At 50.6% G+C, this 26,007-nt stretch carries 25 protein-coding genes and 1 pseudogene; 10 read left to right on the top strand and 16 right to left on the bottom strand.

The annotated features are described in order from the left end of the window. The first annotated feature begins 223 nt into the window (after window positions 1-223). The 4 genes from GXP70_RS27410 (at window position 224) to GXP70_RS27395 (ending at window position 6,402) form a co-directional block, all read left to right on the top strand. Window positions 224-2,563, top strand: a complete 2,340-nt coding sequence (locus GXP70_RS27410) for a helix-turn-helix domain-containing protein (RefSeq protein WP_162359765.1) — start codon at window positions 224-226, stop codon at window positions 2,561-2,563. Window positions 2,564-2,808: 245 nt separating this feature from the next. Beyond that, the gene (locus tag GXP70_RS27405) at window positions 2,809-4,482 is read left to right on the top strand and encodes an extracellular solute-binding protein (protein ID WP_162359763.1); all 1,674 of its coding nucleotides are present in this window, start codon (window positions 2,809-2,811) and stop codon (window positions 4,480-4,482) included. Between the two features lie 86 nt (window positions 4,483-4,568). Then, window positions 4,569-5,498 carry an ABC transporter permease gene (locus tag GXP70_RS27400; RefSeq protein WP_225442578.1) on the top strand — a complete coding sequence of 310 codons (930 nt, stop codon included), beginning with the start codon at window positions 4,569-4,571 and terminating at the stop codon, window positions 5,496-5,498. Window positions 5,499-5,511: 13 nt separating this feature from the next. Then, window positions 5,512-6,402, top strand: a complete 891-nt coding sequence (locus GXP70_RS27395) for a carbohydrate ABC transporter permease (RefSeq protein WP_162359761.1) — start codon at window positions 5,512-5,514, stop codon at window positions 6,400-6,402. Window positions 6,403-6,616: 214 nt separating this feature from the next. Here the strand turns inward: GXP70_RS27395 and GXP70_RS27390 are convergent, their stop codons facing one another. The 4 genes from GXP70_RS27390 to GXP70_RS27375 all read right to left on the bottom strand — a co-directional run bounded on the left by GXP70_RS27390 (window position 6,617) and on the right by GXP70_RS27375 (window position 10,943). Continuing rightward, the gene (locus GXP70_RS27390) at window positions 6,617-7,657 is read right to left on the bottom strand and encodes an NAD-dependent epimerase/dehydratase family protein (protein WP_162359760.1); all 1,041 of its coding nucleotides are present in this window, start codon (window positions 7,655-7,657) and stop codon (window positions 6,617-6,619) included. 61 nt (window positions 7,658-7,718) lie between these two features. Continuing rightward, window positions 7,719-9,008, bottom strand: a complete 1,290-nt coding sequence (locus tag GXP70_RS27385; protein WP_225442577.1) for a glycoside hydrolase family 140 protein — start codon at window positions 9,006-9,008, stop codon at window positions 7,719-7,721. Between the two features lie 13 nt (window positions 9,009-9,021). Continuing rightward, window positions 9,022-10,083: a Gfo/Idh/MocA family protein gene (locus GXP70_RS27380; RefSeq protein WP_162359759.1), complete on the bottom strand. Its 1,062-nt coding sequence runs from the start codon at window positions 10,081-10,083 to the stop codon at window positions 9,022-9,024. Further along, window positions 10,080-10,943, bottom strand: a complete 864-nt coding sequence (locus GXP70_RS27375) for a phosphogluconate dehydrogenase C-terminal domain-containing protein (protein WP_162359757.1) — start codon at window positions 10,941-10,943, stop codon at window positions 10,080-10,082. Before GXP70_RS27375 ends, GXP70_RS27380 begins: the two co-directional genes overlap by 4 nt. 118 nt (window positions 10,944-11,061) lie before the next feature. Here GXP70_RS27375 and GXP70_RS27370 point away from each other — a divergent pair, with 118 nt between their 5' ends. Together GXP70_RS27370 and GXP70_RS27365 are read left to right on the top strand one after the other, a co-directional pair. Beyond that, window positions 11,062-11,874: a sugar phosphate isomerase/epimerase family protein gene (locus GXP70_RS27370; protein WP_162359755.1), complete on the top strand. Its 813-nt coding sequence runs from the start codon at window positions 11,062-11,064 to the stop codon at window positions 11,872-11,874. Window positions 11,875-11,883: 9 nt separating this feature from the next. Then, on the top strand, window positions 11,884-12,525 hold the full coding sequence (locus tag GXP70_RS27365) for a GntR family transcriptional regulator (RefSeq protein WP_162359754.1): 642 nt from the start codon (window positions 11,884-11,886) through the stop codon (window positions 12,523-12,525). A gap of 168 nt (window positions 12,526-12,693) precedes the next feature. Here GXP70_RS27365 and GXP70_RS27360 read toward each other — a convergent pair whose 3' ends face one another. The 5 genes from GXP70_RS27360 to GXP70_RS27340 all read right to left on the bottom strand — a co-directional run bounded on the left by GXP70_RS27360 (window position 12,694) and on the right by GXP70_RS27340 (window position 17,709). Further along, window positions 12,694-13,437, bottom strand: coding sequence for an amidohydrolase family protein (locus tag GXP70_RS27360; RefSeq protein WP_162359752.1), 744 nt, complete (start codon window positions 13,435-13,437; stop codon window positions 12,694-12,696). 108 nt (window positions 13,438-13,545) lie between these two features. Next, on the bottom strand, window positions 13,546-14,649 hold the full coding sequence (locus GXP70_RS27355; RefSeq protein ID WP_162359750.1) for a GerAB/ArcD/ProY family transporter: 1,104 nt from the start codon (window positions 14,647-14,649) through the stop codon (window positions 13,546-13,548). Window positions 14,650-14,672: 23 nt separating this feature from the next. Further along, a complete protein-coding gene (locus tag GXP70_RS27350; protein ID WP_162359748.1) occupies window positions 14,673-14,900 on the bottom strand; it encodes a hypothetical protein in 228 nt (75 codons plus the stop codon). 1 nt (window position 14,901) lies between these two features. Further along, window positions 14,902-16,134 (bottom strand): Ger(x)C family spore germination protein, encoded by a 1,233-nt coding sequence (locus GXP70_RS27345; protein ID WP_162359747.1) that lies wholly within the window; start codon window positions 16,132-16,134, stop codon window positions 14,902-14,904. 15 nt (window positions 16,135-16,149) lie between these two features. Then, window positions 16,150-17,709: a spore germination protein gene (locus GXP70_RS27340; protein WP_162359745.1), complete on the bottom strand. Its 1,560-nt coding sequence runs from the start codon at window positions 17,707-17,709 to the stop codon at window positions 16,150-16,152. 291 nt (window positions 17,710-18,000) lie between these two features. On the opposite strand from GXP70_RS27340, the gene GXP70_RS27335 reads away from it, so the two are divergent. After that, entirely contained in the window at window positions 18,001-18,900 is a 900-nt protein-coding gene (locus GXP70_RS27335) for a GNAT family N-acetyltransferase (protein WP_162359743.1), read from the top strand. A gap of 71 nt (window positions 18,901-18,971) precedes the next feature. Here the strand turns inward: GXP70_RS27335 and GXP70_RS30390 are convergent, their stop codons facing one another. The 4 genes and pseudogenes from GXP70_RS30390 to GXP70_RS27315 form a co-directional block, all read right to left on the bottom strand. Next, window positions 18,972-19,052, bottom strand: coding sequence for an IS3 family transposase (locus GXP70_RS30390; protein ID WP_404822372.1), 81 nt, complete (start codon window positions 19,050-19,052; stop codon window positions 18,972-18,974). Between the two features lie 281 nt (window positions 19,053-19,333). Beyond that, window positions 19,334-19,426, bottom strand: a pseudogene (locus GXP70_RS30385) (hypothetical protein); the annotation flags it as partial. Window positions 19,427-19,562: 136 nt separating this feature from the next. Further along, window positions 19,563-20,003, bottom strand: a complete 441-nt coding sequence (locus GXP70_RS27320; RefSeq protein WP_162359739.1) for a helix-turn-helix domain-containing protein — start codon at window positions 20,001-20,003, stop codon at window positions 19,563-19,565. Between the two features lie 213 nt (window positions 20,004-20,216). Further along, a complete protein-coding gene (locus GXP70_RS27315; protein ID WP_162359737.1) occupies window positions 20,217-20,690 on the bottom strand; it encodes an SRPBCC family protein in 474 nt (157 codons plus the stop codon). Window positions 20,691-20,802: 112 nt separating this feature from the next. Between GXP70_RS27315 and GXP70_RS27310 the strand changes: the two genes are divergently transcribed. Continuing rightward, window positions 20,803-21,231 (top strand): winged helix-turn-helix transcriptional regulator, encoded by a 429-nt coding sequence (locus tag GXP70_RS27310; RefSeq protein WP_162359736.1) that lies wholly within the window; start codon window positions 20,803-20,805, stop codon window positions 21,229-21,231. A gap of 103 nt (window positions 21,232-21,334) precedes the next feature. Here the strand turns inward: GXP70_RS27310 and GXP70_RS27305 are convergent, their stop codons facing one another. Then, the gene (locus tag GXP70_RS27305) at window positions 21,335-22,417 is read right to left on the bottom strand and encodes an AraC family transcriptional regulator (protein WP_162359734.1); all 1,083 of its coding nucleotides are present in this window, start codon (window positions 22,415-22,417) and stop codon (window positions 21,335-21,337) included. A 136-nt stretch (window positions 22,418-22,553) separates the two neighbouring features. Between GXP70_RS27305 and GXP70_RS27300 the strand changes: the two genes are divergently transcribed. Both GXP70_RS27300 and GXP70_RS27295 read left to right on the top strand, forming a co-directional pair. Further along, on the top strand, window positions 22,554-22,802 hold the full coding sequence (locus GXP70_RS27300; protein ID WP_162359732.1) for a hypothetical protein: 249 nt from the start codon (window positions 22,554-22,556) through the stop codon (window positions 22,800-22,802). A gap of 149 nt (window positions 22,803-22,951) precedes the next feature. After that, complete coding sequence (locus GXP70_RS27295; protein ID WP_162359730.1) at window positions 22,952-23,659, top strand: histidine phosphatase family protein; 708 nt, start codon at window positions 22,952-22,954, stop codon at window positions 23,657-23,659. Window positions 23,660-23,887: 228 nt separating this feature from the next. Here the strand turns inward: GXP70_RS27295 and GXP70_RS27290 are convergent, their stop codons facing one another. Together GXP70_RS27290 and GXP70_RS27285 are read right to left on the bottom strand one after the other, a co-directional pair. Beyond that, window positions 23,888-25,093, bottom strand: a complete 1,206-nt coding sequence (locus GXP70_RS27290) for an RNA polymerase sigma factor (RefSeq protein ID WP_162359728.1) — start codon at window positions 25,091-25,093, stop codon at window positions 23,888-23,890. A 79-nt stretch (window positions 25,094-25,172) separates the two neighbouring features. Then, window positions 25,173-25,820 carry a class I SAM-dependent methyltransferase gene (locus GXP70_RS27285; RefSeq protein WP_225442576.1) on the bottom strand — a complete coding sequence of 216 codons (648 nt, stop codon included), beginning with the start codon at window positions 25,818-25,820 and terminating at the stop codon, window positions 25,173-25,175. Window positions 25,821-26,007: the final 187 nt, after the last annotated feature.

The raw sequence follows: 26,007 nt of genomic DNA, 5'->3' as shown, positions 1-26,007 counted from the left end.
CTCATGTCGAGTTCTTTTGTAAATGGGATTTCAGTTCCATCCATTTTACATGAAACCGGCGTGGGCCTTTTGCTTTTTTTGTTCGTTGCGGCTCCTATACAATTCGCCATATAGTAAAGTTTACATAATTCAACATTAATTTATTTTATTAGGGTGCAATCGGGATCTTTTATAAAGAAACAACAATATTTCTCTGAATGCGATTATGGAGGATTGAGTGAGTATGATTTTAAAATTCATAAAGGAAAAAAGAAAAATATTTATATCGTTATTACTTTCGTATTTAACCATCATTTTAGTTTCGTTAATTATAAGCGCCGTAGCCTATATACAATCCGTTCGAGTCATTCAAACGGAAATCAATAAAGCTAATCATGCCATGCTCAAACAGCTACAGGATACGATTGATAATAAACTGAATGACATTGACAAAATAATGAACACGATTGTGTTGGACAAGAACGTTATCGCACAATGCAATCTTGTCGAGCCTATACAACCGGCTTACCGTTTATCCATGTTGCAAGTAATCAGTACCATTGGGATCTCTAAGGTCACCAATAGCTATATTAAGGATGTCTTCATCTATATTCCTAAAAGAGATCTAATCGTGTCCGACAAAGGGACAAGCAGCGGTATGGAATATTTCAATTCTTATTATCCGAATGAAGTGCATGATAACGATGCATGGATTAATTTCTTGAAAAAGCTGCATAATAGGGATTTTTACCCAATGTCAGCGAGAAATACGGAATACCCGAATTTGGGGGGCGTAGTGCTTCTTCAATCGATACCGTCTTATGGAGTCGAGGAAAGTAATGCAACGCTGGGGATTATTCTTGATCATACATTTCTAGAACAATCATTAAGTAATTTCAATAAAGGCTTAGGAGGGAACTCTATCATTATAAATAGCCGGAATGATGTAGTTACGGCTTTAAGCAATCAGAGCGATCTTAATATTCCCGCTTTGAACCTCATAGGCAATCAAGGTTCGTTAAAATTAAAGCTTGGCAGCTCCAAAGTTGAATTAACGTATATCAAATCCGCGAATGTAGACTGGAGCTACATTAACATTGTGCCGAGATCGGTTTTTTCTAAGCAAGCAAAGGACGTTATTAAAGTCATGGTATTATGCACCTTTCTATGCCTGATTGGAGGGACATTCGTAGCGCTGATATTTGCCAGGAAAAATTATAATCCAATCGATAATATAATGATCATGTTTTCGAAAAAAGGAAAAATTAACTATGATCATCGCTTAAATGAGTTCAAATTGATTGAAAAATCGATGCTGAGCATTATCGATGAAAACGAAAGCATGACAAATACATGGGAACAGCACAAGGAAACGCTTAAGGATAATTTTCTCAACAGATTAGTAAAAGGATATATCAAAAGCAGTTTGCCTCTCGATGATAAATACAGTACTTATGGCATCGATCTCAATGGTGATCATTTTGTGGTAATCGGGTTTTACTTGGAGGATGTAGGAAAAATTCATTTTTCCGAAAATGATGAAAGCGATGACAAATCCATAGAACTTGCACAGTTCATCGTTCGAAATATAATGGAGGAATTGGTTGGCAAGCATTTTAACTGCGTCTTTTTCGAAGTAGATAAATCCATTGTGTGTATAGCGAATATTGATAAAGCTTCTGAGGACACCGTCTTCATTCAGAATGAAATAATCAGCGGGAAAAACTTGATTTTCGATAAATACGGAATCCTTTTAACGGCCTCAATAAGTAATGTACACTCTACGATTAGCGGTATACCGGAAGCATACAAAGAATGTCTTGAAGCTGCGGAATATAAAATTGTCGTAGGCGATAACAATATCATCCTGTATAGCGATATTTATTCTCCTGACAGAATGCACTTTACCAATACGTATCCGATCGAGGTTCAGCAACAATTTATTAATAGCATACGAGCCGGCGACTTTGCACATGCAAAACAAGTCATGCAGCATGTATTCGACCAGAATTTCGCGAATCCCAATATTTCGCTGGATATGGCTAGATGCCTGATGTTTGCTATCGTGAATACAATGATAAATGCATTTAATGATATAGGCTTGATTTATGATAGCAAGTTTATTGAGAACCTTAATCCGTTTAGAAAATTAATTGAATGCAAAACGATTTTTAAAATGGAAAAACAAATGACGGATATCTTATTGAAAATAGAGCAGGCTTACAATGAAAAAAATAAGCTGGTCAATTCCATTAAAAGCAAGGAGATTGTTGCCTATATTGAACGCCATTACAGTGACCACTCCTTAAGCGTTTCGTCTATAGCTTCGGAGTTCGGGCTGACACCTGTTTATATATCGAGATTTTTCAAGAATCAGACAGGAGAAGGTCTCTTGTCTACAATAAACAAAACCAGATTAGAAAAGGCGAAGGGTTACCTATTGGATGATAAATTGAATATCAAGGATATTGCCGAATTGACAGGATTTTTGAACAGCAATATGTTTATTCGAACCTTTAAAAAACATGAAGGGGTAACTCCGGGGAAATACCGTGAACTAAATAATGTTTTGGAACAATGTTAAATTTGGTTGATCGTTTAAAAAGTGACGATTTACTAATTCAGGAGTTCCTTTTTTGCCTGTGAATGTTATGAAAAGTGTTTTAAAAGGGAGATAAACGTCGTTAGTTTGACTATAGGCGATGAAGATTAAAGTGACGATTTACTGTCCCTCCTTACCTGACTTACAGTTTATCCAAGGTAACCGAGTTAGAACGTTATTAACTTGCTGCCCGGATTCGAAACACAATAATCTAAGGGGGATTGGCAATGAAGAAATTGAAGAAAATGAAAAAAGTAAGTCTGACGCTATCTTCAGGGATACTTATGGCTTCTATGGTTCTTTCTCTTGCTGCTTGTGGAAAGGATACAAACACTTCCGAAAACACAACAGACAGCACTGCACCAAAGGGCTCTTTAGCAGAGTTCGCGGATTATCAAGGCACCAAGCTCACTTACTGGCACCCGTTTAGTTCAACTTATATCAAAAGCATAAACGATAACATGGTTGTTCAGGAAATGGAGAAAAGAACGGGGATCAAGATAGATTATATTACTCCGCCTTCCGGTCAAGAAGGAGAAGCGTTTAATTTAATGATAGCCTCCGGGGAGCTACCGGATATTATTCCTGATTGGGGCTATAAAGGCGGCGGACTCAAAGCCGTGCAGGATGGCGTATATTTGAAATTAAATGACCTTATACCGAAGTATGCTCCAAACTATGCGAAGGTGTTGGCTCAGAACCCCGATATTGCTAAACAGGCCAAAGAAGATGATGGTACGATATGGAGCTTCAAAATGCTGCAGGCAGACGAAGAGCCTTCGTGGGCAGGTCCTGCAATCAGAAAAGATTTCCTGGACGAATTGGGACTGCAGATGCCTAAGACGATAGACGATTGGACGAATGTTCTCAGAGCGTTTAAAGAGAAGAAAAAGCTCGAGACGCCAATGCTCCTACAATTCAGCAAGTTTGGTGCTGCAGAAGCTTTTGCGGGTACCTATGGTTCTTCCTATTCCCAATTCTTGAACAAAAACGGGACTGTTGTTTACGGCCCGATCGAGCCTGGGTTTAAAGACTTTCTTACGTTAATGAATCAATGGTATAAAGAGGGGCTAATTGATAAAGATTTTGCAACACGTGATGATAAAAGCAGCGATGCGCAGATTACTTCCGGAAAAGCCGGTTCGGCTGCTGTTGTTTATTACGGAAGTTTTGGTCCGTGGGCTACTGCCGGCAAATCAACAAACCCGAATTACAATTTAGTGCCGACTACATATCCCGTCCTTAAAGAGGGGGATGACCCTGCTAAGACCATACACATCGGAAATAAGAATTGGTATTCAAAAGGAAGCGATATTGCGATATCCGCAAAAAGCAAAAACGTTGAAGCCGCAATGAAATGGCTTGATTACCGATACTCGGAAGAAGGGTTTATGTTATTCAACTATGGAGTTGAAGGCGTATCGTACAACTGGGTTGACGGGCCTGTGGAGCAGAAGGATGGCCCCGGTTTCTTCCCTCCATCCTTGAGCGAAAGAATTAAAACGCAACATCCTGAGTTTACGGAGCTTCTAACGAAGAATCCGGATGGAGTGGATTTCTGGACTGCAATTGATAAATATAAAACCCTGTATGAGGCATCGCTTAGAAATCCTCTATCTTATGTAATGGCTCCTGAAGTTTATGATGCCATGGACAAATGGAGCACCCCCGGAAAGGATTATATCTTGCCTCCTTTGTCCTCAACCGATGAAGAGGTCAAAGTAAATGCTGAAGTGATGACTCAAGTCAATACGTATCGGGAAGAAATGGTATACAAGTTCATAATGGGTGAAGAACCGATTAGTAATTTTGATAAGTATGTCGCGCAAATTAAAAAAATGGGTATCGACAAGATTATAAAAATTACTCAAGATCAGCTTGATCGGTATAACAAGAGATAGCAAAAACACAATTAATTATGTGGGATGGAAATTCAAAAGATAGCCATCCCACATCGTTTTTATTTTGGTAGGAGGGATGATTCGTTTTGATCGCAAAAGCTCATAACAGAAAAAAGAACATCATAAAATCAGACCTTAAAAAAAATAAATACATCTATTTGATGGTTTCCGTAGTTGTTGCATGGTATATGATATTTTGTTATATACCTATGTACGGAGTGATTATTGCTTTCAAGGACTTTTCTCCAGGGCGTGGAATTCTCAATAGTCCATGGGTCGGATTCGACAATTTCAAATCATTTTTCATGGATCCAAACTTTCGGCGTGTCATTACAAATACGTTTCTCATCAATATATATGACATCTTATGGGGGTTTCCCGCCCCAATTATCCTTGCATTGTTAATAAATGAAGTCAAAAGTAAGGTGTTCAAAAAAACGGTTCAAAACTTAACCTATCTGCCGTTTTTTATATCAATTGTAGTTGTATGCGGTATCATTATCGATTTCACCTCTACCAATGGCCTAATCAACCAGCTGCTTTCTCATTTTGGTTTTGAAAAAACGAATTTATTAGCGAGTAAGGAACTATTCAGAACCATATTTATCGGTTCCGGAATTTGGCAAGGCGTCGGTTGGGGGAGCATCATATATCTTGCCGCCTTGACAAACATAGATCAGCAACAATATGAAGCGGCTACGATTGATGGAGCAGGACGTTGGAAACAATTGCTTCATATTACTTTACCGGGCTTATCCTCTACTATCGTGATCCTATTAATCCTTAGAATGGGTTCCATTATGAGCGTAGGGTTCGAAAAAATCATTCTTCTATACAATCCTTTAACCTATGATACGGCCGATGTTATTTCCTCCTATGTCTATAGAAGAGGGCTCTTAAATGCCGATTATAGTTATAGCACGGCAATCGGTCTGCTAAATTCATTGATAAATTTCTTGTTTCTTATTGGGGCCAACTGGCTTTCCAAGAAATATTCGGAAAATAGCTTGTGGTAAAGGGTGTGTTAAAATGGTTCATAAACGTTCAATAAGTGAAAAAACATTCGATTTGTTTAATATCATTTTCTTGGCGGCGCTTTCCATCGTATGTATATATCCTATGCTATATGTTATTTTTGCTTCATTTAGCGATCCGAAGCTGTTGATGCAGCATCAAGGCATATTGCTAAAACCTCTCGGGTTTACCTTGAAAGGCTACTCGTTGGTGTTAAAGAATCCCAATATTAGCATCGGATATTACAATACCGTTTTTTACGTTGTAGTCGGAACATTTATTAGCATGATTTTTACTTGCTTCGGTGGATATGCGTTATCAAGGAAAGGGGTTCTATTTTCAAAATATATATTGATGCTAATAACAATAACGATGTTTTTTAGCGGAGGCCTTATTCCGTTTTACTTGTTAGTCAAAAATTTGGGCATATACGATACGAGATGGGCCATTATTCTCCCGAGCGCAATCAATACATGGAATCTTATTATCATGCGAACATCATTTATGCAGATTCCCGAGAGTCTTGAAGAGTCTGCTAAAATTGACGGTGCAAATGACTTTACGGTATTGTTTAGAATCATCCTTCCATTATCAATGCCAATTATTGCGGTCATGGTGTTATTCTATGGAGTAGCTATGTGGAATTCATGGTTTAATGCGGCGATATTTCTTAGAGATCGAAATACGTTCCCTATTCAACTGATCCTTAGGGAAATACTGATTCAAAATGATAAAGGCAGCATGTTACAAGTACAAAACGGGATCAGTGGTCAAGCGGAGGACATGTATAGAGCACTCATTCAGTATACGACGATTGTAATAGCTACGCTGCCGATTCTCTGCGCATATCCGTTCTTGCAGAAATACTTTGTCAAAGGTATTATGGTAGGCTCATTAAAGGGCTAGCAATAACAGCAAAACATTTCGGCAAAGCTTAGACCAGGACCCCTTTCGGTCCAGCTAAGCTTTATTTGTTGTTACGAAGCGGACGCCGCATTGGATTGACTATGATTGACGATGGCGGATTGCTTCTAAGCGTAAAAAGGAACCATGACGAAATATCGCCATGGTTCCTTCGATTAGTGTCGCATCCTTTAGAACGTGGACGGTAAAGCGCGATTCACGCGCCGCTATCGACGATATCGAATCTATTGATTTCATTAACCATCATGGCAGCATACCGATCCCATGAGGCCAATACGGCATCATAATACGGAAGCTCCTCGCTGCGCTCGATCAACCCTTTGCGATCTAGGTCCCCGATGACTTGCCTTATGCCGTCTTCCCAGCCGATGGTGTAACGGAATCCAAGCTCCCGCTTCGCCTCGCCGTTATCGAAGAGGTTGTTGTAACGGAAGTTCTCGGCGCACCAGCTTGCTTCATTCGGCAGCATCCTCGCCAGCAAATCGGTCGGAATGTGCTCGATTCGCGGTTCCGGTGCACCGAGAGCGCGGGCGACGCAGTGCCAGTAGCGGTCGAACGTCATCCATTCCTCGCCCGTGACGTTGTAGGCTTTACCGATGGCAGCCGGGTTGCCGACGGCGTTGGCAAACGCCCGGGCGACATCGTTCCTATGGCAGGCGCTCCAGATGGACGTCCCGTCTCCGTGCACGATGATGCGCCTTCCTTCCCGGAGCCGCCTCATCTGATAGAAGGGATTCCCGATCGACGGCACGGCGGAGGCTTCCCCGCCATACGTCTGGGCGGGGCGTAGAATCGTAACGGGGAAATCGGAATCGTCATGCGCCTCGAACAGCCGGTTCTCGTAGGCCGCTTTATGATAGGCGTATGGAAAAGAAACAAGAGGGTGCCGGCTATGCCCTTCGTTGATCGGGTAGGAGTCGGCTTGTTTCGAATAGACATCTACGGTGCTGCAGAAGACGTACTGGCCGGCGCGCCCCTTGAAAGCTCTGATCGCGCTCTCGGCCTCGTCTGGCGTAAAGCCGATCATATCGATGACGCAATCGAAATATCCGGCTTCCTCCATTTGGCGCTCGAAAGCGGCAATGTTTCTTCTGTCCCCGATCATCGTCGTTACGCCTTCCGGAACGTCTCCGGTGCCCCGATTATAATGCCAGACTTCCGTTCCTCCATGGGCAAGCAGCTGAGCGGTTATGGCCGTACTAATCGTACCCGTCCCGCCGAGGATCAACACTCTCATGGCAACGCTCCTTAGGCTTCGATCATTCGTAACGCCTGCTTATTCGTTCGCGATTTCCGATCTATCTGCTCTCCAGGATCAGCACCCAATCGCCGTCGCGTCCGGATGAAGGGGGAACGACGCGTTGCACGCCATGGTTGGCCCACTCGCCGGCAGCCGCTCGTTCGCCTGAACGAGGGTCGTACCAGAAGGCGGCGACCCGCTCGCCGTCGATCTTACCCAATGCGACCCGGAACGGAATCCCGTTCGGACTGTAGACAAGCGCATAACGTTGGCCGCGCGTTGCGACCATGTAGTTCGCGGCGGCGAATTGATCCGCGATCAGGCTCTGGTCCGGCACTCGTTCAAGGAATGGGTACGATTCGATCAGCGCTCTGAGGTGCTGCATTTGCGCCGCTCCCGGACGGACGATGGCGTCTTGCCAATGCATGATAAAGTAAGGCCCGGGCTCCGTCGTCATCGACCATATCGAATGATGGCCGTAGGTATGGCCGAAGGCCCCGGAGAATACGCCGTAATACGCGCCGATCCGGACGTCTTTCTCGTCGAAATAGCCGTTCTCGGCGTTGAAGTTAATCGGATGATCCTCGTAGCAGGGCTCGGCGTCGAGGGTGGGCTTCGTTGGCAGTTTGCCGTAGTCCGCGGCAACTTCCTCGTAGTTCTTCCGAATCGTGTCGTGATGGCCGGACTGGATCATGTTGAAGGCGAGCCAAGGCTCGTCGTGCAAGGGCGTCGATGACGAACAATCCCCCGGAGGATGGAACGTGATCAGATGGCTGCCTCGGTCTCCTTCGGACAACCCCGCCGCCATCGCCCGAATGATCTCGAAATGGCGTGCAGTCTGCAATGGCCGGTCCCCGCCCAGCACCCACACGATGTTGGGCCGGTCGCGATAACGTTCCCCGAGCCAGCGTCCGAATGCCTGCGCGTTCTCTTGCGTGAAGATATCCGGACCTTTGCCCCAGACGACATTGTATTTATCCCCCCATGTGGGAAGGAGCGCGATGTAGATTCCGAGCTCTGCTGCGCGATCCACGATGTAATCGACATGCGTCCAGTAGTTGTCGGCGCCATTGGTGTCCGGCAGCGATGGATCGTAGACGCCTTGCGCGTTCTTCAGCAGCGGAAGTCTGCCGTAGGCATTCGGCGACATCACGCCGTCCAACTCGGCCAGCGCGACGGCTTGCACGACATTGAATTTCCGCTCCGCCCGATTGCGAAGATAGAGGTCCGATTCCTCGCGATTCAGCTTATGGAACAGCTCCCACGCCGTATCTCCCAGCCAAAAGAACGGCGACCCGTCCTCCAACGTCAAAAACCGCTTATTATCGCTTATTTTCAAAAGGGACATGTTCACGATCTGCTCACTCTCCATTACGTGATTGAATAGTTATCGGCACATGCAGCGCCGCGCTCTCGTATACGCCGAAGGTCATCCGCAGCGTCACGAGATTGTGTTCTCCGCTCGTTTGGAACGGTTCGCCCGATCGCAGGCAATCGACGAAATGCGATTGTAACCGGAAGTGGCTCTCCTCGTGGTCGAGCCCGCTCGGATCCATGACATGCGATTCGAACGAGCCGTCCTGGTTGACGATCGAGATCGCGCCGGAAGTGTACATTTTCAGCGTGCCAAGCTCTCCGTCGATACTTAGCGTCTCTAGATGAAGGGGACCGACGTTATGGCCGAGCGGCACTTCGAGATTCCGCCGGGTCGCCCAGCTCATGTCGAGCACGCCGTAGAAGTCGTCGTATCCGAGCACGACGATGCCCGAATCCTCGCCCTGAATATACGGGCTGATCCGCTGGGTTTCGGCATACAACCGATGAGGCGTACCGAACAGAAAGCGCCAGGTATCGAACCAATGGACGCCCATTTCGTAAAATAACAGCTTCGGCATCTCTCGGAAGAATGGCTGGGGAAGCTCGGTACCCGGTGTCATTCGCGGCGTGTAATAGTCCGTGTGCGTGTATCTGGCGACGCGCAGCTTGCCAAGCTTGCCTTCGTCGAGGACGCGCTTGATCGTTTGAAACGGCTTCAGCCAACGCCAGTTTTCGGTCACCATGAGACGGACGCCTGCCTCTGCGGCGATGGCGACCATTGCTTCCGCTTCCTCCAGGGAGCGGGCGAATGGTTTCTGGCACATGATGTGTTTGCCCGCCGCGGCCGCCTTGCGAACGAATTCCAAGTGCGTCTCCGGTCCGGTCACGATGTCGACGATATCGATGTCGGCCCGTTCAAGCATGTCATCGATCGAATCGTGCAATCGGTCATGCGGTACGCCGTATTCGGCTGCCTTGGCCTCGAGCTTGGCGCTGCTGCGATTGCACAAGGCCGCGATGTCAACGCCGGGAATGCGCTTCCATGCCTTCAAGTGTTTATCGGACCACCAGCCGGTGCCAACCAAGCCTACCTTCAATGTGTTCATGGTTGACCCTCGAATTTCAGCTTCGACATTTTCTCCGGATGGAGCATGACGTCGATTTGCTCGTGCAGCTTATCCGGGTCGAAGAGCTGCCGCCAATCTTCCTTGATCATTGCCTTGCGCCCGTATTCGATCGCAATTAAGCAGGCGTCGGAGAACGGATTCACCTTCTCGAACACGATGCCAAGCTGAATGTTGATATGTCCCAGCATGAAATCCTTGGCTGCCTCGTAAGGGACGCCGCGGTTCACCGCTTCTTCCATGGCTTCCCCGAGAACGGTCACCATCATCGAGCTGATCGTCTCGGCCATCGCCGGCTCCAGCATCGCCATCTGCTCGACCGTGATCCGGTGAGCGCGCATGACCGGGGCATACATCTCGCGGGCGATTGCTTCTCCCTTGGCGTAATCTTCGTCCGGTCCTTGCATGAGCGCGCACACGATCGCTTGTTTGGCCGCCACGCCGCCGAAGAAGTCGCTCTTGGCTTCCGGCGTCGTCTCATCGTTGAACACGGGAGGGTGGCACGGATGCGCGACGAAATACGTCACGTCGCCGCGCGCGGGCAGCTTTCCGAGGTAAGCCGCGGCGGGGTCGAGCGTGATGAGCATCGCCCCGGGTTTCATGTCCGGCACGACCCGTGCTGCCACTTCGCCGATTGCGACATCCGGCACGGCCAGCACGACCACATCCGCGCTGCTCACCGCGCGCTCTTGGGATGTCGGCTGCACGCCGCGCTCCGCGAGCCGCGCGATGCCTCGCTCGCTAATTTCCACATAGTGGACCCGATTCGTTCCTTTAAGCAAATTGTCCGTGATGCGGCAGCCCATCTTGCCGCCGGCTCCGATCAAAGCGATCGTTGTCATGGATGGCAACCTCTCTTTCTAGTCCGATATATCCCCAGCCTATCACAATCGAGTATTGTATACAATATAAATACAATGTAAAATAAGATTATTATGAACGATAGCGGAGGCGGGCAAAATGAAGGTAGGAATCGGTTCGTATACGCTCACTTGGTCCGTCGGGGTACCAGGCTACGAAACGCCGCAAGAGCCATTGACGGCTCGCGGCTTGCTGCTGCTTGCAAGCGAACGGGGAATCAAACTCGTGCAAATGGCGGACAATATGCCGCTTCATCTGATGGATGACGGCGCATTGCGCGAACTCCGGGACCTGGCCGAAGAACTTCGGATCGAACTGGAGATCGGGACAAGGGGAACCGAACCCGGCCATCTGCTAGACTATCTGCGCATCGCCGATCTGCTCGGCGCGCGTCTCGTACGCACGTTGATCACGATCGCTGATTTGGACGTCGCGGCCGAGCAGCTAAGGGAAGCATTGCCGAAGTTCGAAGCGGCGCAAGTTACGCTTGCGATCGAGAATCACGGGCTGCATACGACGAAGCAGCTCTCCGCGCTATTCGACGTATTGGAGAGCCCGTACGCCGGCTGCTGCCTGGACACCGTTAATTCATTCAGCGCGCTGGACAGTCCGGACACGGTCATAAGGGATTTGTCGCCTTATGTCGTCAATCTCCATGTGAAGGATTTCGATATTACCAGGGTCGATCATCAGATGGGCTTTGCGATCTTGGGCAAACCGGCCGGGCATGGCAAATTGAACATCCCCGGGCTGCTAACCGTTCTGGACTCGCTGGGGAAGAAGCCCAACGCGATTCTGGAGCTATGGACACCGTATGCGGGAACCGTCGAGCAAACGGTCGCCATCGAACGGCAATGGCTTGACCAAAGCCTGGCATACTTGCGTACGCTGCCTTTATTGAACATGGAATAGGAGCATGTCATGGTGGAAACAGCCGTTACATTAAAGGAGAAAGCTTACATTCATCTTCGTAAGCTCATTCTGGAAGGAACGCTGCAGCCGGGCGAAGTGTTGACCGAGCGCATGCTCGTCGAGCGGCTGAACATGAGTCGTACGCCGATACGGGCTGCCCTCGAGCGGCTCGACGTCGAAGGATTAGCGAAGTACACGCCGAATAAGGGGCTCGTCGTAACTGAGCTTTCGGTCAACAAAGCCATCGATTTGTACGACTACAGAATGGCGATGGAATGCTTCGTGGTCAGTAAATTGGCGCAGCGAGCGTGGGGAGAAGGGGATCGGTCATGGTTCGAGGGCAATTTGAAGCGCCAGCTTGCGTGCGCCGAAGCCGACGACCATGCGGGATTCACGGAAGCCGACGCCGAATTTCACCGCAAATTAGCGGAGATATACGGCAACTCCGAGATTCTGCATGCCATGGAACAGCTGCAAGACAAGCTCTATCAAGTGGCGCTAACCGTGCTGCGCAAGGAACGCGCGCGGATTAAGGTTTCATACGAGGACCATTGGCGAATATACGAGGCCATTCAGGCACACAGAGGCGCGGAGGCCGCGATGCTGATGGAAAGGCATCTGGAATTCGGCAAGCGGATCTTAGTGTTCTAGCTTCCCGAATACGACATTGCCGGATATATCGAAACCGGATATATCGGAGCTATCCTCCGTCGCTTAAATAAGCGCTGCCTCGCTAAAAATGCGACACCTTTCGGAACAACGAAAGGTGTCGCATTTTTGGCTGTCTTGGGAGGATCGGGACTGACAAGCCTTGGCTGCTTACGTTGCCAGCTTATACAGCTTTTCGGCGCTTCGACTAAAGATCCACGCTTGATCGTCTTCCGTAAGTCCGCAGGTTTTCACCTTGGCGATTTCCGTCCCTGCATTGTCCGCATGATCCGAGCCGAACAAGAAGCGATGTGCGCCGAACTCTTCGCACCAGTGCCGTAAATTGAAGCCGGCAGTCCAGGTAATATCGGCGTAGAGATTGCCGGCTGCCCGTAATGCGATCGCCGCTTCGCCCGCCATGATCATCATTCCGCAGTGGGCCATTACAATGTTGACGTCCGGGTAGCGTAATGCAATGTCGATCAAGTTGGCCGGATTCGCGAATGGAATGCCGGCCCCCGTGTGCACCATGACCGGAACGCCGAGCTTCCGCGCCAATGCGAACACCTTAAGTCCGTCCCGGCTGGCCGGGTTCACGGCATGGGCGAAGGTGTGAAGCTTGAGGCCGACGAAACCAAGCTCTTCCACGCAGCGCCGAACCTCCGATTCGTACACGGCGTCGGCTAGGTGAGGATTAGGATTGGCCATGCCATAAAATTGACCCGGATAGGCGGCCATCACTTCGCTGATCCGATTATGCTGCGTCGTGACGGTGTCCAAATCGTGACAGGAAGCGGGTTGGAGAATCGTAGCGGTTACCCCGTGCGTAACATGCTTGTCCAATAGTTCAGGCAGTGTGAAATCCTCGTCGAACACGCTGTCCCAGCCTAGATGCGCATGCGCGTCAATGATCATGAATGCTTCCCCCATTCGGAATGTACAAGTGCGCGTTACATTATTGTATACATTTAAAATACAATATAAGGCGTACGATACGCAATGGCTCGGGGGAACGAAATTCCGTCATCTCGGCTGCTTGCCTGCCGACGGCCTGAACCAGGAGATCACGAGCAGCATGAGCGGCAGGAAGAGCCCGAAGGTCATTGCATAGAACGGCCAGATCTCTTCGGCGAACACCCGGAAGTAGACGATATTGGGATAGACGATAATCGACAGTACCGTGATGATGATCCCGCAGGGTACGATCAAGGGACGGTACGAGCTCAGCCGGAACACTTGGGCGAGTCCCAGCACCGCGGCATAGAAGCATAGCGACAGCTTGTAGAAGATGGTCAGGAACCAAATGATCGCCACCAGCACTTCGATCCGCTGCAGAAATTCGCCGACCTGGATTTTCTTCGCCAGCGTATAGCTGGGGAACGTATGCCGCGACGAGAAATCCCAGCCGAGGACGAACACACACAGGATCGTAATGATGACGATAACCAGCCCGCCGAGCACGCCGCCCTTCAGGAAGGCGACGCCGACGTTCTGCGGCCGGTTGACGTAAGGGATGATCATCAGGAAGACGGTCAGCTCCAGATATGGAATGCTGATCACGGACAGACTGGCGCGGACGATGGCTTTCGCCCCCGATTCGAAGATGGGTTGGATGCGGTCGTAATCGATTTGCGGAACCAGGAACACGATGAGTACGAGCAGCAGCAGCGTAACCCAGGGCAGGAAGACTTCCGATGAACGCGCGATCACTTCCAGACCCAGGCTTACGCTCATCAGAATGGCCATGACGAACAGCAAATGCACGATTTGAAGCGGCGTTTCCGGCATGACGATCGTGGTGATGAAGTCTCCGACGTTCCGCAGCACCAGCGAGGCCAGCAGGAGATAGAAGGAGAAATACAGCAGCCCGACCAGCTTTCCGAGCCAGGCGCCGAGCAGAGCTTCCGAGTATTCTACCAAGGATAGACCGGGATACCGGTTGCTAAGCGCAACGTAGAGTCCGATCAGGAGCATGCCGCCCAGGACGCCGAGGATCGCCCCCAGCCATCCGTCCTGCTTGGCAACGCCCGTGAGACCCGAAGGGACGATCAGAATCGAGCTCCCCAAGCTGAACAGCAGCGTCAGGATCGTGAATTGACGCAGGTTGATTTTGCCTTCCTCGATCATCGCTCGTAGGCTCCTTTCTGCGGTTACTTCAGCGTGGATAGAACGGCCCTGCTCATAGGCTTGTAGATGACGGTGAGCCAGTCGAGCGGATTGGGCAGCTGGACATGGAAGCTCTGGAGGAAGGTCAGCGTCACGCCGATAATCAGGAGGCAGGCGGACAGCGCCAGCTCCTTCAGCTGTCCGCCCCTAAGAAGCTTCGGGTATTCGAATCGAACTACGCCTGCCGCCATAATCAACACGATCCAGATCACGCTAGTTCTCCTCCTCTTCCATCCGCTCCAGGAACGACTGCATAACCGAGCCGGTACGGCGAAGCTTCGCATGTACGACGACATGAACGGGAAGATCGACGAACTTCTGCTCCCAACGGTCCTTCATCCGGTTCCAGGCTTTATAGTCGGCACGGTGGATGACCGACCCGAAGCCGAATATATCCGACTGGTAGAACTTCGCCCGCGCGATGGAAGCTTTCATGATATTTTCGATTTGGTCGCTCAGCTCTTTCTCGAGCAGGCTGATCGCCTCGTTGGTGCCGATGTCCATGCCGCATTCCACTTCCCCGATGTTCCCTTCCGCCCTGACTGTCACCGTGACTTGCGGTTCGCCGTTCACGACTTTCCCTTTGATCCGGTGGCTCGTGCGGATGAGCTCGACGTTCAGGTTGCCGCCCGCCGGACAAGGAAGCGAGACGATCGTGCTGCGGATATTGCCGCGGATGAAATTATAGCCCCTGCTTTGTTTGTCGTTCAGCCAGCCTACGAGCTTGTCTTTATGGAATACGGCCATTCCGCGATACTCCAGCAAGGCGGGCGGAGTGACGGAGGTCAAATTTTGACGGGTCATGCCCGCGCGCTTGTCGCCCAGAATGCGAACGCCGGTCAGCACCGGGTCTTTCCCCTGATCGACCAGATCGTAGATCAGCTGATGCAGATCGACCTTCGCCGTGGATCCCCAATTATGCATGGCGGCTTCGAGCGAGAAGAACATTTTGTCCGCCGGCAGCTTGGCGAGCGGCGTGAGCACCTGCAGGACCTCTTGCGCCGTTGCATCCCGGGCGACGATGATGTAGAAGTCCGTTCGCAGCTCATGGTCCCGGGACAGCCAATCGAGCACCTTGGCGATCCCGGCCTTGGCCTGGTCCTCCCCGATCACGAGGAGCCGCAGATGGGAGGCGTACATCTTCCTGGGCGCAGACGTGGTCATGGCGCGCATGGCTTCGAAGATGGAGTTCTTGCCGGTCGCCTGCAGCGTAAGGACAGGAACGCGTCCGCCGCTGCCCTGGGTCGTGGCGATTTCGGTGGCATTGATGATCTGAACGGTTACCTTGTATTGATCGTTCCCCTTATCGAAACCGAACGCGGTCGCGATGGCGAGTTCATTGAGCTCTTTGCGATTCCAGCAGCCCGTCAGCATGAGCGCGAGCAAGAAGACCAGGGAGAGCTTGATGCCTTGTAATGCCGTGATGTCGAATGCATCCCCTTTCAAGGCCTGGAAACACCGCTATGGAGCGGGTTTATGAGGCGGATTGTCCTTCTGCCGCTTCCGGTTACGGGGGCTGACCAGACGCGGGCGGGTCAGCATGGCCCACTGCGGAAGCCGGAATAAGTTGTCCTTCTGGTCCTCGGCGATATAAGGGGCGAACGGTGCCAGGTAGGGAACGCCGAAGGAACGCAGGCTGCATAAATGCAGGACCATTATGATGGTGCCGACGAGTATGCCGTATAAGCCGAACGTAGCGGCCAGCATCATGAACACGAAACGGATCATGCGAATGGAGATGCCAAGGTTGTACGACGGAATCACGAAATTCGAAATCGCCGTGATGGAAACGACGATAACCATGGCCGGACCGACAAGCCCGGCGTCGACGGCCGCCGTCCCGATGACGAGCGCGCCGACGATCGATACGGCTTGGCCGACCGTCCGCGGCATACGGACGCCGGCTTCCCGAAGAATCTCGAAGGTCACTTCCATCAATAACGCCTCGACGAAAGCCGGGAAGGGAATTTCTTCGCGCTGGGCCACGATGCTGATCAGCAGCGGCGTCGGAATCATTTCCTGATGGAAGGTCGTGATCGCAATGTACGCCGATGGTCCGAATATGGCGATGAACAGGCACACATATCGAAGAATGCGAATCAGCGTGCTGATATCCGCACGCTGGTAGTAATCCTCCGGCGTCTGGAGGAAATGGGTGAACAGCGCGGGCACCAAGAGAACGAAGGGGGTCCCGTCCACCAAGATCGCGACGCGGCCTTCCAGCAGCCCGCCGGCGATCGAATCCGGCCGCTCCGAATTGTACACCGTCGGAAACGGCGAATACGTCTCGTCTTGAATGAACTCTTCGATATAGCCGCTTTCCAGGATCGCATCAATATCGATGCGCGCGAGCCGCAAACGGACCTCATCCACGACTTTCTTGTTTACGATGTTCTTGATGTACATGATGGCGACGTCGGTCTGGGTCACCGTGCCGATCTGCATCGTCTCCATCCAGAGATGGGGATCCTTGATCTTCCTGCGGACCAGCGCCGTATTCGTGCGCAGCGATTCGGAGAATCCTTCGCGCGGCCCTCGGACGACCGTCTGCGACATCGGCTCGGTTACGCCTCTTTCCTGCCGATGGCGCGTGGCGGCCGCGATCGCTTCGGGGAAGCCGTCCACGATCACGGCGCTGTCGCCCGATAGAACGGCATGCAGGAGGGTATCCATATCGGAGACGCCGTTGAGGTCGCCGATGTTCAGCATGTAGTCCTGCAATAACCGCAGAGGGGGAAGCTGGCCGGCGGACCGGAGATTCGCCCAGGCTTCGCTATTGTCGTCCAGCAGCGACTCCAGAAGGTCCTTCGGATTGGACAGGCCCTCGATATAGACGACCGCCGCATGGTACGGCCGGCCGTTCGCCCGGATGATAAACCTGCGGATGACCAGATCCGTGCTGCCCCCAAGACGTTTAGTAATGAGAAGCAGGTTTTCCTCCAAACCGGCTTTCAGGCTGCTAGCGGGCGCCGTCCCGGCGGAAACCTGCGATTTGGATTTCAAGGCACTATTAGCGCGCATCTTGCGGAACGCTTTGAAGAAGAACGAGACCATCTGCCATCACCCGGACGCTTTACTTTTTACCACTATCTCCATAACCGGGTGATTTAAAACCCTCTCGCGGCTGCCGGCTGCCTCCTGGTGAACCTTATCGTAAACGGCGGTAAAGCGGAAGATAGCGATTGCGGTTAGCTTGATGATACAATATCGTCAGAATACCCGTGATATGGACTCGTAACGGGGAATCGCAAATAGCGGTAAAGCGGCAATCCATTACAAGGATGCCATTTATGGAGCGTTAGGGGGAATTCAATGAGTAGCCAATTAGACACGTCAAAGCTTTCTATTATTAGTAACTATAAAGACGATGAGATCCTGAGGAAAAGCTTTAATGAATTAGCAAACGATGTTTTCGGAATCAACTTCGAGCATTGGTATCAGAAAGGCTTCTGGGATAGCAATTATATTTGCCACTCCGTTGTAATTCACCAGAAAGTTGTTTCTAATGTTTCGATAAGCAAACTGAACTTAATTATGGGTGGAGTAAAACGCAGAGCAATTCAGATTGGGACCGTTATGACGCACCCCGACTATAGAGGCAGCGGATTGTCTGGCGTATTAATGAAGCATGTTTTAGAAGTTTATCAAGATGAATGTGAACTGTTCTATTTGTTTGCGAACGGCAGCGTGCATCAATTCTATCCGAAATTCGGGTTCACACCTTGTAGCGAAGCGAACTTCAGCATGAAAGCTGCTCCAATCTCAATCGTTAATAACGGTTTGAGACTAATAGATTGCGCTAATGAAGAGGATCTAGCGATAATCCATAAAATTCTTCAAGTCCGCGCTCCTGTTTCAAATCAATTTGGCATTAGCGATAATCAGGGGATCTTTATGTTCTATGCCCTAAATGTGTTTCCGGATTCGATCTATTTATGGGAAGACGAAGAGGCTGTCATCGTTTATCAAAATGAAGGCAATGTGCTCCACCTGTATGATGTGGTAAGTAAGTACAACGTCGATTTAGTAAAGCTGCTTTCTCATATTAGTAAGAGTGATACCGAAACCATTCAATTTCACTTCACGCCTGATCGTTTTACTGAACTTGTGAATTGTGAACGTAAGAGTCAAAGTGACTTATTATTTATTAAGTCGAACAATGAGTTGGACTTAAACTTCGCATTTTGCGCCCCTCTGTTATCGCATGCTTAAGAACATTTCTACTAAAGGCTGCTGGATCTGAACAGCACCCCGTCAAGTAGACAGTACAAATAATTAATCATTTAAGCGGCCTTCGTCCGGAACTCCATTGGACTGAGGCCGTTTAGTTTTTCCTGTAGTCGTTCGTAATTGTAAAAATAAATGTACGCATCGACGTCCTTTTGAAGTGCTTCAAAGGTTGGGTATTTGCAACGATGACGTTATCATGAAGGTCTAATATTGCGCTCAAATAAGCCTTCTGACCGTTGCCGTACTTGAACTCCGTCACATCAGTTAGCCATTTTTCATTGCGCCCCTCAGCATTAAACTCCCGGTTCAGCAGGTTTTCAGCGACTTGTTCCGGAGAGGCATAGAGGTATTTCTTCTTCTTTCTACGGATGACCGACTGGATTCCCTCTATCTTCATCAGGCGCTGTATGCGCTTGTGGTTGATCTGTTTCTTTGCTCGCCTACTCAGGTTGAGGGTCAGCCGACGGTATCCGTAGATGCCATGAACTTCTTCATGCAGAGCAAGCATGTCCTGTGCCAGCTGTCGGTTCTCCATTTCACGAGTGCTAGCGGTATGCTTCAACCATTTGTAATAGCTGGACCTCGCAATATCTGCGATCTCACACAACGTCTGCACAGGAAATAAGCCTTCCTGCCCCACGGCTTTAATAGCAAGGTTCTTCCAGGGGCTTTCTACGCCCACGGCCATCTTTCAGCGCATCTTGGCCGCCTTCTGCATACTTCTTAACCCACTGGTATACCTGATGGTAGGAGACTTGATACTGATCCGCTGCCATCCGGTAGTCAGGGTTATGTGCTTGGCAATAGAGCACAATATCGATTCGCTCTTGCTGAGTGGTGGTTCGCCCCTTAGTGAAATAATTTTGAACTGCCTTAAGCTTGAGCTCTGCGGAATAACTGTTGTTACGCGTGCGGATAGCTAAGCCCTCAACCCCGTATAGCTCATATTGATGACGCCATTTCACCAGTGTGCTTACACTAATGTTATGCTTTCGAGCGACCCCAACCCGGCTCATCTTACCCGACATGAGCGCCTGTACAATAGTGAGCTTCTCCGCAGAGTTGTGTTCATTCTTTTTGGACACAAAAAAACACCCCTTCAAGTAGCGGTTTATTTATTAAACCTGTCTACTTAAAGGGGAGCATATCAATCTGCAGTAGCCTTTTACCTATCAGGTACGATAGTTTATCGAAAGGGCTGCTGATCCGCGGCTCGACGCTCCCGGAAGAGGCGGCGCACGCTCTTGGCACAGCCTCGGATGCTTAAGCGCCGAGCTTCGGTCTGTGGAAGGAGATTTCTACGCGTTCGCTAAGCCGTGTCTGTCTATAATTTGCTCGCTTTGGTTGGGCCGGCCCTTACCCTTGGCGATCAAGTCGCGAAGGCTGCCGTTTATGTAGATGCCCCAGGAGTCCGTGCAGACGGCATAACACTCATACGCGGGAACGAGGCCAACATGCGTAAATCGAACTTCTGTTTTGCCGTCCTTCTTGGCAATGTCAAAGACAATGTCGGTATCCTTCCATTCGCTCTTGTCCTTAACGAAGTTAAAGTAGTTATCCGTAACGCACCAGACCACCTTGTTACCGGGAACAAGCTCGGTGACTTGGATGGTGCAGCGGTGAATATCCTGGTAGCGGTACTTGAATTCGCCGAGCTCGTCGGTCGTGCCCTCAATGTCCTCCGACCACCATCCGCGGACGTTATTGATGGCAGCGAAGACTTCCTCGGGGCTTTGGTCTACCTGAAAAAGAGTGCTGTAACTTTGATTCATGCAAGCGATCTCCCTTCGTGAATGGTTGACTACACACCGAGTATATAGATCATACTTGCATAATGCAAGTATGATCTTGCGAAATGCAAGCACGAATTGTATAATCAGTCTCATGAAAAAGCGATCTTCCACCGTCTGTCCAATCGTATATGCGCTCGATATATGGGGCGATCCCTGGAGCCTGGTCATCCTTCGCGACGTCCTTATTCATAACAAGCGGCATTACCGCGAGTTTCTTGCTTCACGCGAGCGGATCTCGACGAATATTTTGAGCGCCCGGCTCCAATCGCTCGTTGAAGCAGGCCTGCTCGTCAAGATCGAAGGGGACTCAAACCGCGCGCAAACGATGTACCGGCCAACGCAAAAGGCGCTTGACCTGTTTCCGGTCGTCTTTGCCATTATGCACTGGGGCTTGAAATACAACCCCAATACCGATATGACGATTCCGATCATGCAAGAACTCGCGACAGACGACAAAGGGCTGGAGCGGCGCCTATTGCAGAATTTCGACGATGTCACATCAGACGATGTCACATCATAGGCAACGCTTCGCAACGCTATCGGTCAATATAAGCTGGTAACAGTAGGAAGGGCACTCGAATGAGTGCCCTTGTTTGTTTTAGGCCTATCATCGCGTGCTTGGCCTATGAACCATCGCTTTGCATGACCCGTCTGCGGTATTCCTTAGGCGTCACGCCGTACAAGGAATGAAATTTCTTATAGAAGAAGGATAGATTGTTATAGCCGATCTCCTTGGAAATGTCCTCGACGGTTCGATTCGTTAGCTTCAGCTGCAGCGCGGCATGCATGAATTTCTGCTCTTGCACTAAAGCGGAGAAGGTTTTTCCGGTCACGTTTTTGATGATCCTGCCTAAATGCGCGGCCGAATACCGAAAGTGCGCGGCCGTTTGTTCCAATGTCGCGTTGAGATAGTGGTTGTTAATGTAAGCGAATATTTCGATGACGGAGATATTCGATTTTTTAGCTCCGTCGTTCAGAAACATTTCGTAGCTTTCGCTTTCCAATAGTCGGCTGAACAGAATGGTCAGATAAGATTTGATAATCTCTCGGTTCGCCTGTTTGCTTCCGAATGACTCGCATAGTATGTTTTGGATCGTTTGTCTGATTTGCCAATTATTCGCCGTATGGAATAATAGAAAATTTTTCTCTCTCGAAGCATCCGCGATAATCGAGGCCATGGTTTTACCGAGTATCGTATCCCCGAGAATGTTGTAGATGATCGAGCTGTCAAAAAACTCGTTCTTAGCCAAGAAGTTAATGAGGATGTCGTTCTCGCCGCATTTCTCAATGGCATGCTCCACGTTCTTATTGAGAATAATCAAATCCCCTTCTTGTAATTCAAACCGCTCGCCCTGAATCTCTTGATAGAAGGTACCGCTATAAATGTAATTCATCTCGAACAAGTTATGCGTGTGATTGAGCATTTTGACGAATCGGGTATGTCTGGAGATGGCGAAGATGTCTCCGGTGACATTCAATCGCAGCACATCCCCCTCCAATGTGTAATGGTAGATGGAAGGGTGAGTAATGGCCGTGGACGGAGTCGTCGCACCGCCGGCATTGCTTGGGACGGGGAATCCTTCCTCTGGCAGCGGGGGAGTGAGTATCCGTTTTCGAATGGTTTCATCCGTCAGCTCGGTATCCTTTAATTTCATCTCGATCTCCGTCAATTCGAATAGCATCCGGTCCAATTCATCGTAATCCATGAAACCGCCTCCTCTGGATAGTATATCAGTTTTGGTTAGTAAAATCGGCAGTTATAGACATTGGATATGGAGGAGTCATACGTTACGATATCTGAAAAGGTTAGTTTAATTTGCCCCTTGACCGGAGGTAATCATGATGAAACTTGGGTATGCCGCGGATGCGTCATTGTATTCCAACCAAGCCATAAGAAGCGTTGTCGAGGAAGTGCGCATAGAAGGCGAGACGCTGCTTCGCGTTCATTCGGCCTGGCAGCTGGAGAATGGTCAGATTCTGCTCTACGAGTATTCGCCGAGAAACAATCCCACCAGCAGCTTTTGCCTATACGATTGCATCGAGGAATATAACGAGCTGTGCAATGAGTTGGAATGGGTGCATGGTAAGTAGACTTGTCATTAGGACAATCAGCGGGGATTATGAAACGTTTCGTCCCATTAAGAATAATCGAAGTAAAGAGCCATCCGGCATTGTTCGCGCTTGCCGCTTCCCCTATACTAGGGGTAGAATCGCAGCCAGCGCTAGTGTGGAGGGCCGTTATGAAATTGTATATTATTCGTCACGCGGAGCCGGATTACCCCAACAATACCATCACCGCGCCCGGGCATTCGGAAGCGAAGGCATTAGCCGAGCGGCTGACGGGCACGCGCATCGACCGGATTTACAGCTCGCCGCTGGGACGGGCGCTGCACACGATGCAGTACACCGCCGATGCGCTCGGCATGACGCCGACCGTACTTCCTTGGACCGCCGAATTGGACGGCTGGCAGATCACGCAGCCGTCCGGCGAGCGCCTGGTCGCTTGGAACAGCGACCATACCTGGGTGCGCGAGCAGCGGCCGTTCCCGTCCAGCGAGGACTGGCACGAGCGGGCGCCCTTCAACGATCCGGGATTTCACGCGAAATTCCGACAGATCCAGGATGACTCCGACGCCTTCTTCCGGCAGCACGGCTACCGGCGCGAAGGCGGGCGCTACCGGATCGTCGAATCGAATCGCGAAGCGGTCGCAGTCTTCTGCCACCTCGGCTTCGGCCTCGCCTGGCTGTCCCATCTGCTCGAGCTGCCGCTGTCGATGGTATGGTCCGGCTTCTGGATCGCGCCAAGCTCGGTCACGACCGTCGTCATGGAAGAACGCGCGCACGGCTGGGCCGCGCCGCGCTGCTACGGCGTCGGCGATACGTCGCATCTCTACCGGGCCGGATTGCCGACGAGCCGGGCCGGGTTGTACGCCGACAACATCGACTAAGGACGGGCTGTCGCGAGAAGGATACCGTGGGAAGGCTGTCCTGAGCGTGAATCACTCCGCCATGACGTAATCAGCCAAGCTCATGCGCGAGCGCCAAGGCGGAAGACGAACGAAGGCCCGCAAATTCCCGAAGAGGAATTGCGGGCCTTCGTCGATTGCAATAGCGGCTTAGAAGCTAACGATCGCAGGGTTCCGCGCCGGAACGGTCATCGGGATTGAATGATCCCGCTATGCGCTGCCGTTCAACCGCATTCTCATGTCGGCTGCCCACCGATCATGAAACTCCTCGACCGTGCAGCGGAAGGCGGCTTCGAAGTCGTTCGGCGTTCGGATCCACTGGTTCATGGCATGAACGCCGTAGCGCGTCAGGACGAACTCGCATAGCAGATAGGTGAACTGGAAGCCCTTCTTCGTCTCGAAATCCCATGTCTGGTCTTCCAGCTCCGCGAACGTCGGGATATCGCCTCGGCCAACCAGCGGCGCAACCGATTCGCGAATATAGTCCTTCGTCATTAATCCGGCCTCATATCCGCCGATCCCTTGGTAGATCCACTTGGGCACGGACGGATTGATGTCCTTGACGAGCCACATCGCGAAGAGGTGGACCGTCGATTTGAGAATGGATTCGTAGGTGTGCTCCGGACCGGGATGGAGCGGAGAGGCGATTCGGATCGTATTCCCGTCGATCGTTCCCATGAACCAGTTCGGAGCGTCGGGCTCATGAACGGCTTGATGGAAGGCGTGAAGGTCGGGATAGACTTCGATCGTTAACCGCGTTGAAGGCCGGTGCCGGAATAGCGCGCAGATCCGATCCACATGGCCGCTTAGCTGCGCAATGACAGCTTGATCGGGCGTCCGGTCGGCGGCATTCGCTTGGCGGCCGCCGTCTTTATTGACAATCGAAATCGAATCAATGATCGACATGATGCCCTGATCCTCCCCGTGCTGCAGTTCGCTTCGCAGCTTGGCAAGCGCGCGGTACAAGCGGTTCTTCACGGCGCTTGTCCGCAAGCCAAGCAGCTCCGCGGCTTCCTTCAACGTGCATCCGACATCGTAATGCAGCGAGATGATATCGCGATCGAGCTGGTTTAACCGCACGAGCGCCCGGCTAATATCGATTCGCAATTCCACGTTGCTCGTGAACGCGACGGTAATATAGCGCTGGTCCATGTCCGATAGGTTCGCCGGCGTTTCGACGCTCCGATGCTTGCGCCGGTATTCGTTCTTCAACGTATTGGCGGCGATGGTGCTCAGCCACGTGAACAGGCTGGACTCGCCGCGGAAGGCGCTCAGATTCGCCATGGCTTTCATGAACGTTACTTGCGCGAGGTCCTCCGCTGTCTGCATGTCGGCCTTCAGCGAGAGGAAACGGCGGATTTGCGGGTAATAGAGCTCGTATAGCTTGTCGAATTGGTGATCATGGGGCCCTGACACGACATGAACCTCCTTTGCTTTCACATCCCATTAGACGCCATCTATGCCTAAATGGCCATATGAACGCATGAAAGGGCAGTTATTTTATCGCTACCGCTGTGAATGTCTTCGGTATTCCTTTATCGAATACGTCCGAAGACATATTGGGAAGCTCCTCTAATACTTGAATCGTTAAGCCTGCGCCGGCAATGGCGGTGATGATTTCACCCAGCGTCCAATGACGCAGATACACCTTACGATCGGCTTCGTCGTTGAGAGCGGAATCCGAATATTTGGCATGCGATACTTTCGTTTCGGTCAGCGTGGCGGCAAAATAGTCGCCTGTCACCTTATGCTTGCGAATGGCTGCCGTTGTGCCTCTGGAAGTGATCAGCTTCGTCGACACCGGGTGGAAATCCTGCAAAATCATCATTCCGCCTTCGTTCAGAAGGCGATGAACCAAGCCGAACAAGGGGTTCAGGTCCGTGAAATAATGAAGGATGCCCATTTCCATATATACGATGTCATACGGGGCTGATAATTCATGCGGCGAAAGTTTCAGGACATCCGCTACGAGGTAGCTCAACGCAACGCCTGCGCGATCGGCCAGTTCGGCGGCATAACGTTCGTTCCCGGAAGAGAAATCGACGACCGTGACGATTGCGCCCATGTGGGCTAACGCGACTGCTTTCATGCCGTTAGAACCTAGCAAATTGACGATTCTCTTACCTGCTATGGGCTGCTCCATATACTTGAACGCGGTTCCGATACTCTTGATCGGGGCTTGCTGGATCCGCTTGGCGGCTTCCTCCGGCGTACCGAACCGATTGATCCACGATTCGTAAGCGCCGGCGTTCCATGCTCTCCGATTCTGTTCCGATGCTTGCATCATTCAACCCTCCGTGATGTTCTGTTGACAAATGACTGCCTTCACA

Origin of the sequence: Paenibacillus lycopersici (assembly GCF_010119935.1) — a bacterium.
Taxonomy (GTDB): Bacteria; Bacillota; Bacilli; order Paenibacillales; family Paenibacillaceae; genus Paenibacillus_Z; species Paenibacillus_Z lycopersici.
The sequence above is the reverse complement of the archived record's forward strand: the minus strand, read 5'-3'. Positions and strand labels throughout refer to the sequence as shown.

Coding starts and splice junctions, on each gene's coding strand:
- GXP70_RS27300 (WP_162359732.1), top strand. CDS start 22,554: ATGAAACTTGGGTATGCCGCGGATGCGTCATTGTATTCCAACCAAGCC.
- GXP70_RS27305 (WP_162359734.1), bottom strand. CDS start 22,417: ATGGATTACGATGAATTGGACCGGATGCTATTCGAATTGACGGAGATC.
- GXP70_RS27395 (WP_162359761.1), top strand. CDS start 5,512: ATGGTTCATAAACGTTCAATAAGTGAAAAAACATTCGATTTGTTTAAT.
- GXP70_RS27315 (WP_162359737.1), bottom strand. CDS start 20,690: ATGAATCAAAGTTACAGCACTCTTTTTCAGGTAGACCAAAGCCCCGAG.
- GXP70_RS27360 (WP_162359752.1), bottom strand. CDS start 13,437: ATGATCATTGACGCGCATGCGCATCTAGGCTGGGACAGCGTGTTCGAC.
- GXP70_RS27355 (WP_162359750.1), bottom strand. CDS start 14,649: ATGATCGAGGAAGGCAAAATCAACCTGCGTCAATTCACGATCCTGACG.
- GXP70_RS27340 (WP_162359745.1), bottom strand. CDS start 17,709: ATGCGCGCTAATAGTGCCTTGAAATCCAAATCGCAGGTTTCCGCCGGG.
- GXP70_RS27370 (WP_162359755.1), top strand. CDS start 11,062: ATGAAGGTAGGAATCGGTTCGTATACGCTCACTTGGTCCGTCGGGGTA.
- GXP70_RS27295 (WP_162359730.1), top strand. CDS start 22,952: ATGAAATTGTATATTATTCGTCACGCGGAGCCGGATTACCCCAACAAT.
- GXP70_RS27365 (WP_162359754.1), top strand. CDS start 11,884: ATGGTGGAAACAGCCGTTACATTAAAGGAGAAAGCTTACATTCATCTT.
- GXP70_RS27335 (WP_162359743.1), top strand. CDS start 18,001: ATGAGTAGCCAATTAGACACGTCAAAGCTTTCTATTATTAGTAACTAT.
- GXP70_RS27375 (WP_162359757.1), bottom strand. CDS start 10,943: ATGACAACGATCGCTTTGATCGGAGCCGGCGGCAAGATGGGCTGCCGC.
- GXP70_RS27310 (WP_162359736.1), top strand. CDS start 20,803: ATGAAAAAGCGATCTTCCACCGTCTGTCCAATCGTATATGCGCTCGAT.
- GXP70_RS27410 (WP_162359765.1), top strand. CDS start 224: ATGATTTTAAAATTCATAAAGGAAAAAAGAAAAATATTTATATCGTTA.
- GXP70_RS27285 (WP_225442576.1), bottom strand. CDS start 25,820: ATGGAGCAGCCCATAGCAGGTAAGAGAATCGTCAATTTGCTAGGTTCT.
- GXP70_RS27405 (WP_162359763.1), top strand. CDS start 2,809: ATGAAGAAATTGAAGAAAATGAAAAAAGTAAGTCTGACGCTATCTTCA.
- GXP70_RS27385 (WP_225442577.1), bottom strand. CDS start 9,008: ATGTCCCTTTTGAAAATAAGCGATAATAAGCGGTTTTTGACGTTGGAG.
- GXP70_RS27380 (WP_162359759.1), bottom strand. CDS start 10,083: ATGAACACATTGAAGGTAGGCTTGGTTGGCACCGGCTGGTGGTCCGAT.
- GXP70_RS27390 (WP_162359760.1), bottom strand. CDS start 7,657: ATGAGAGTGTTGATCCTCGGCGGGACGGGTACGATTAGTACGGCCATA.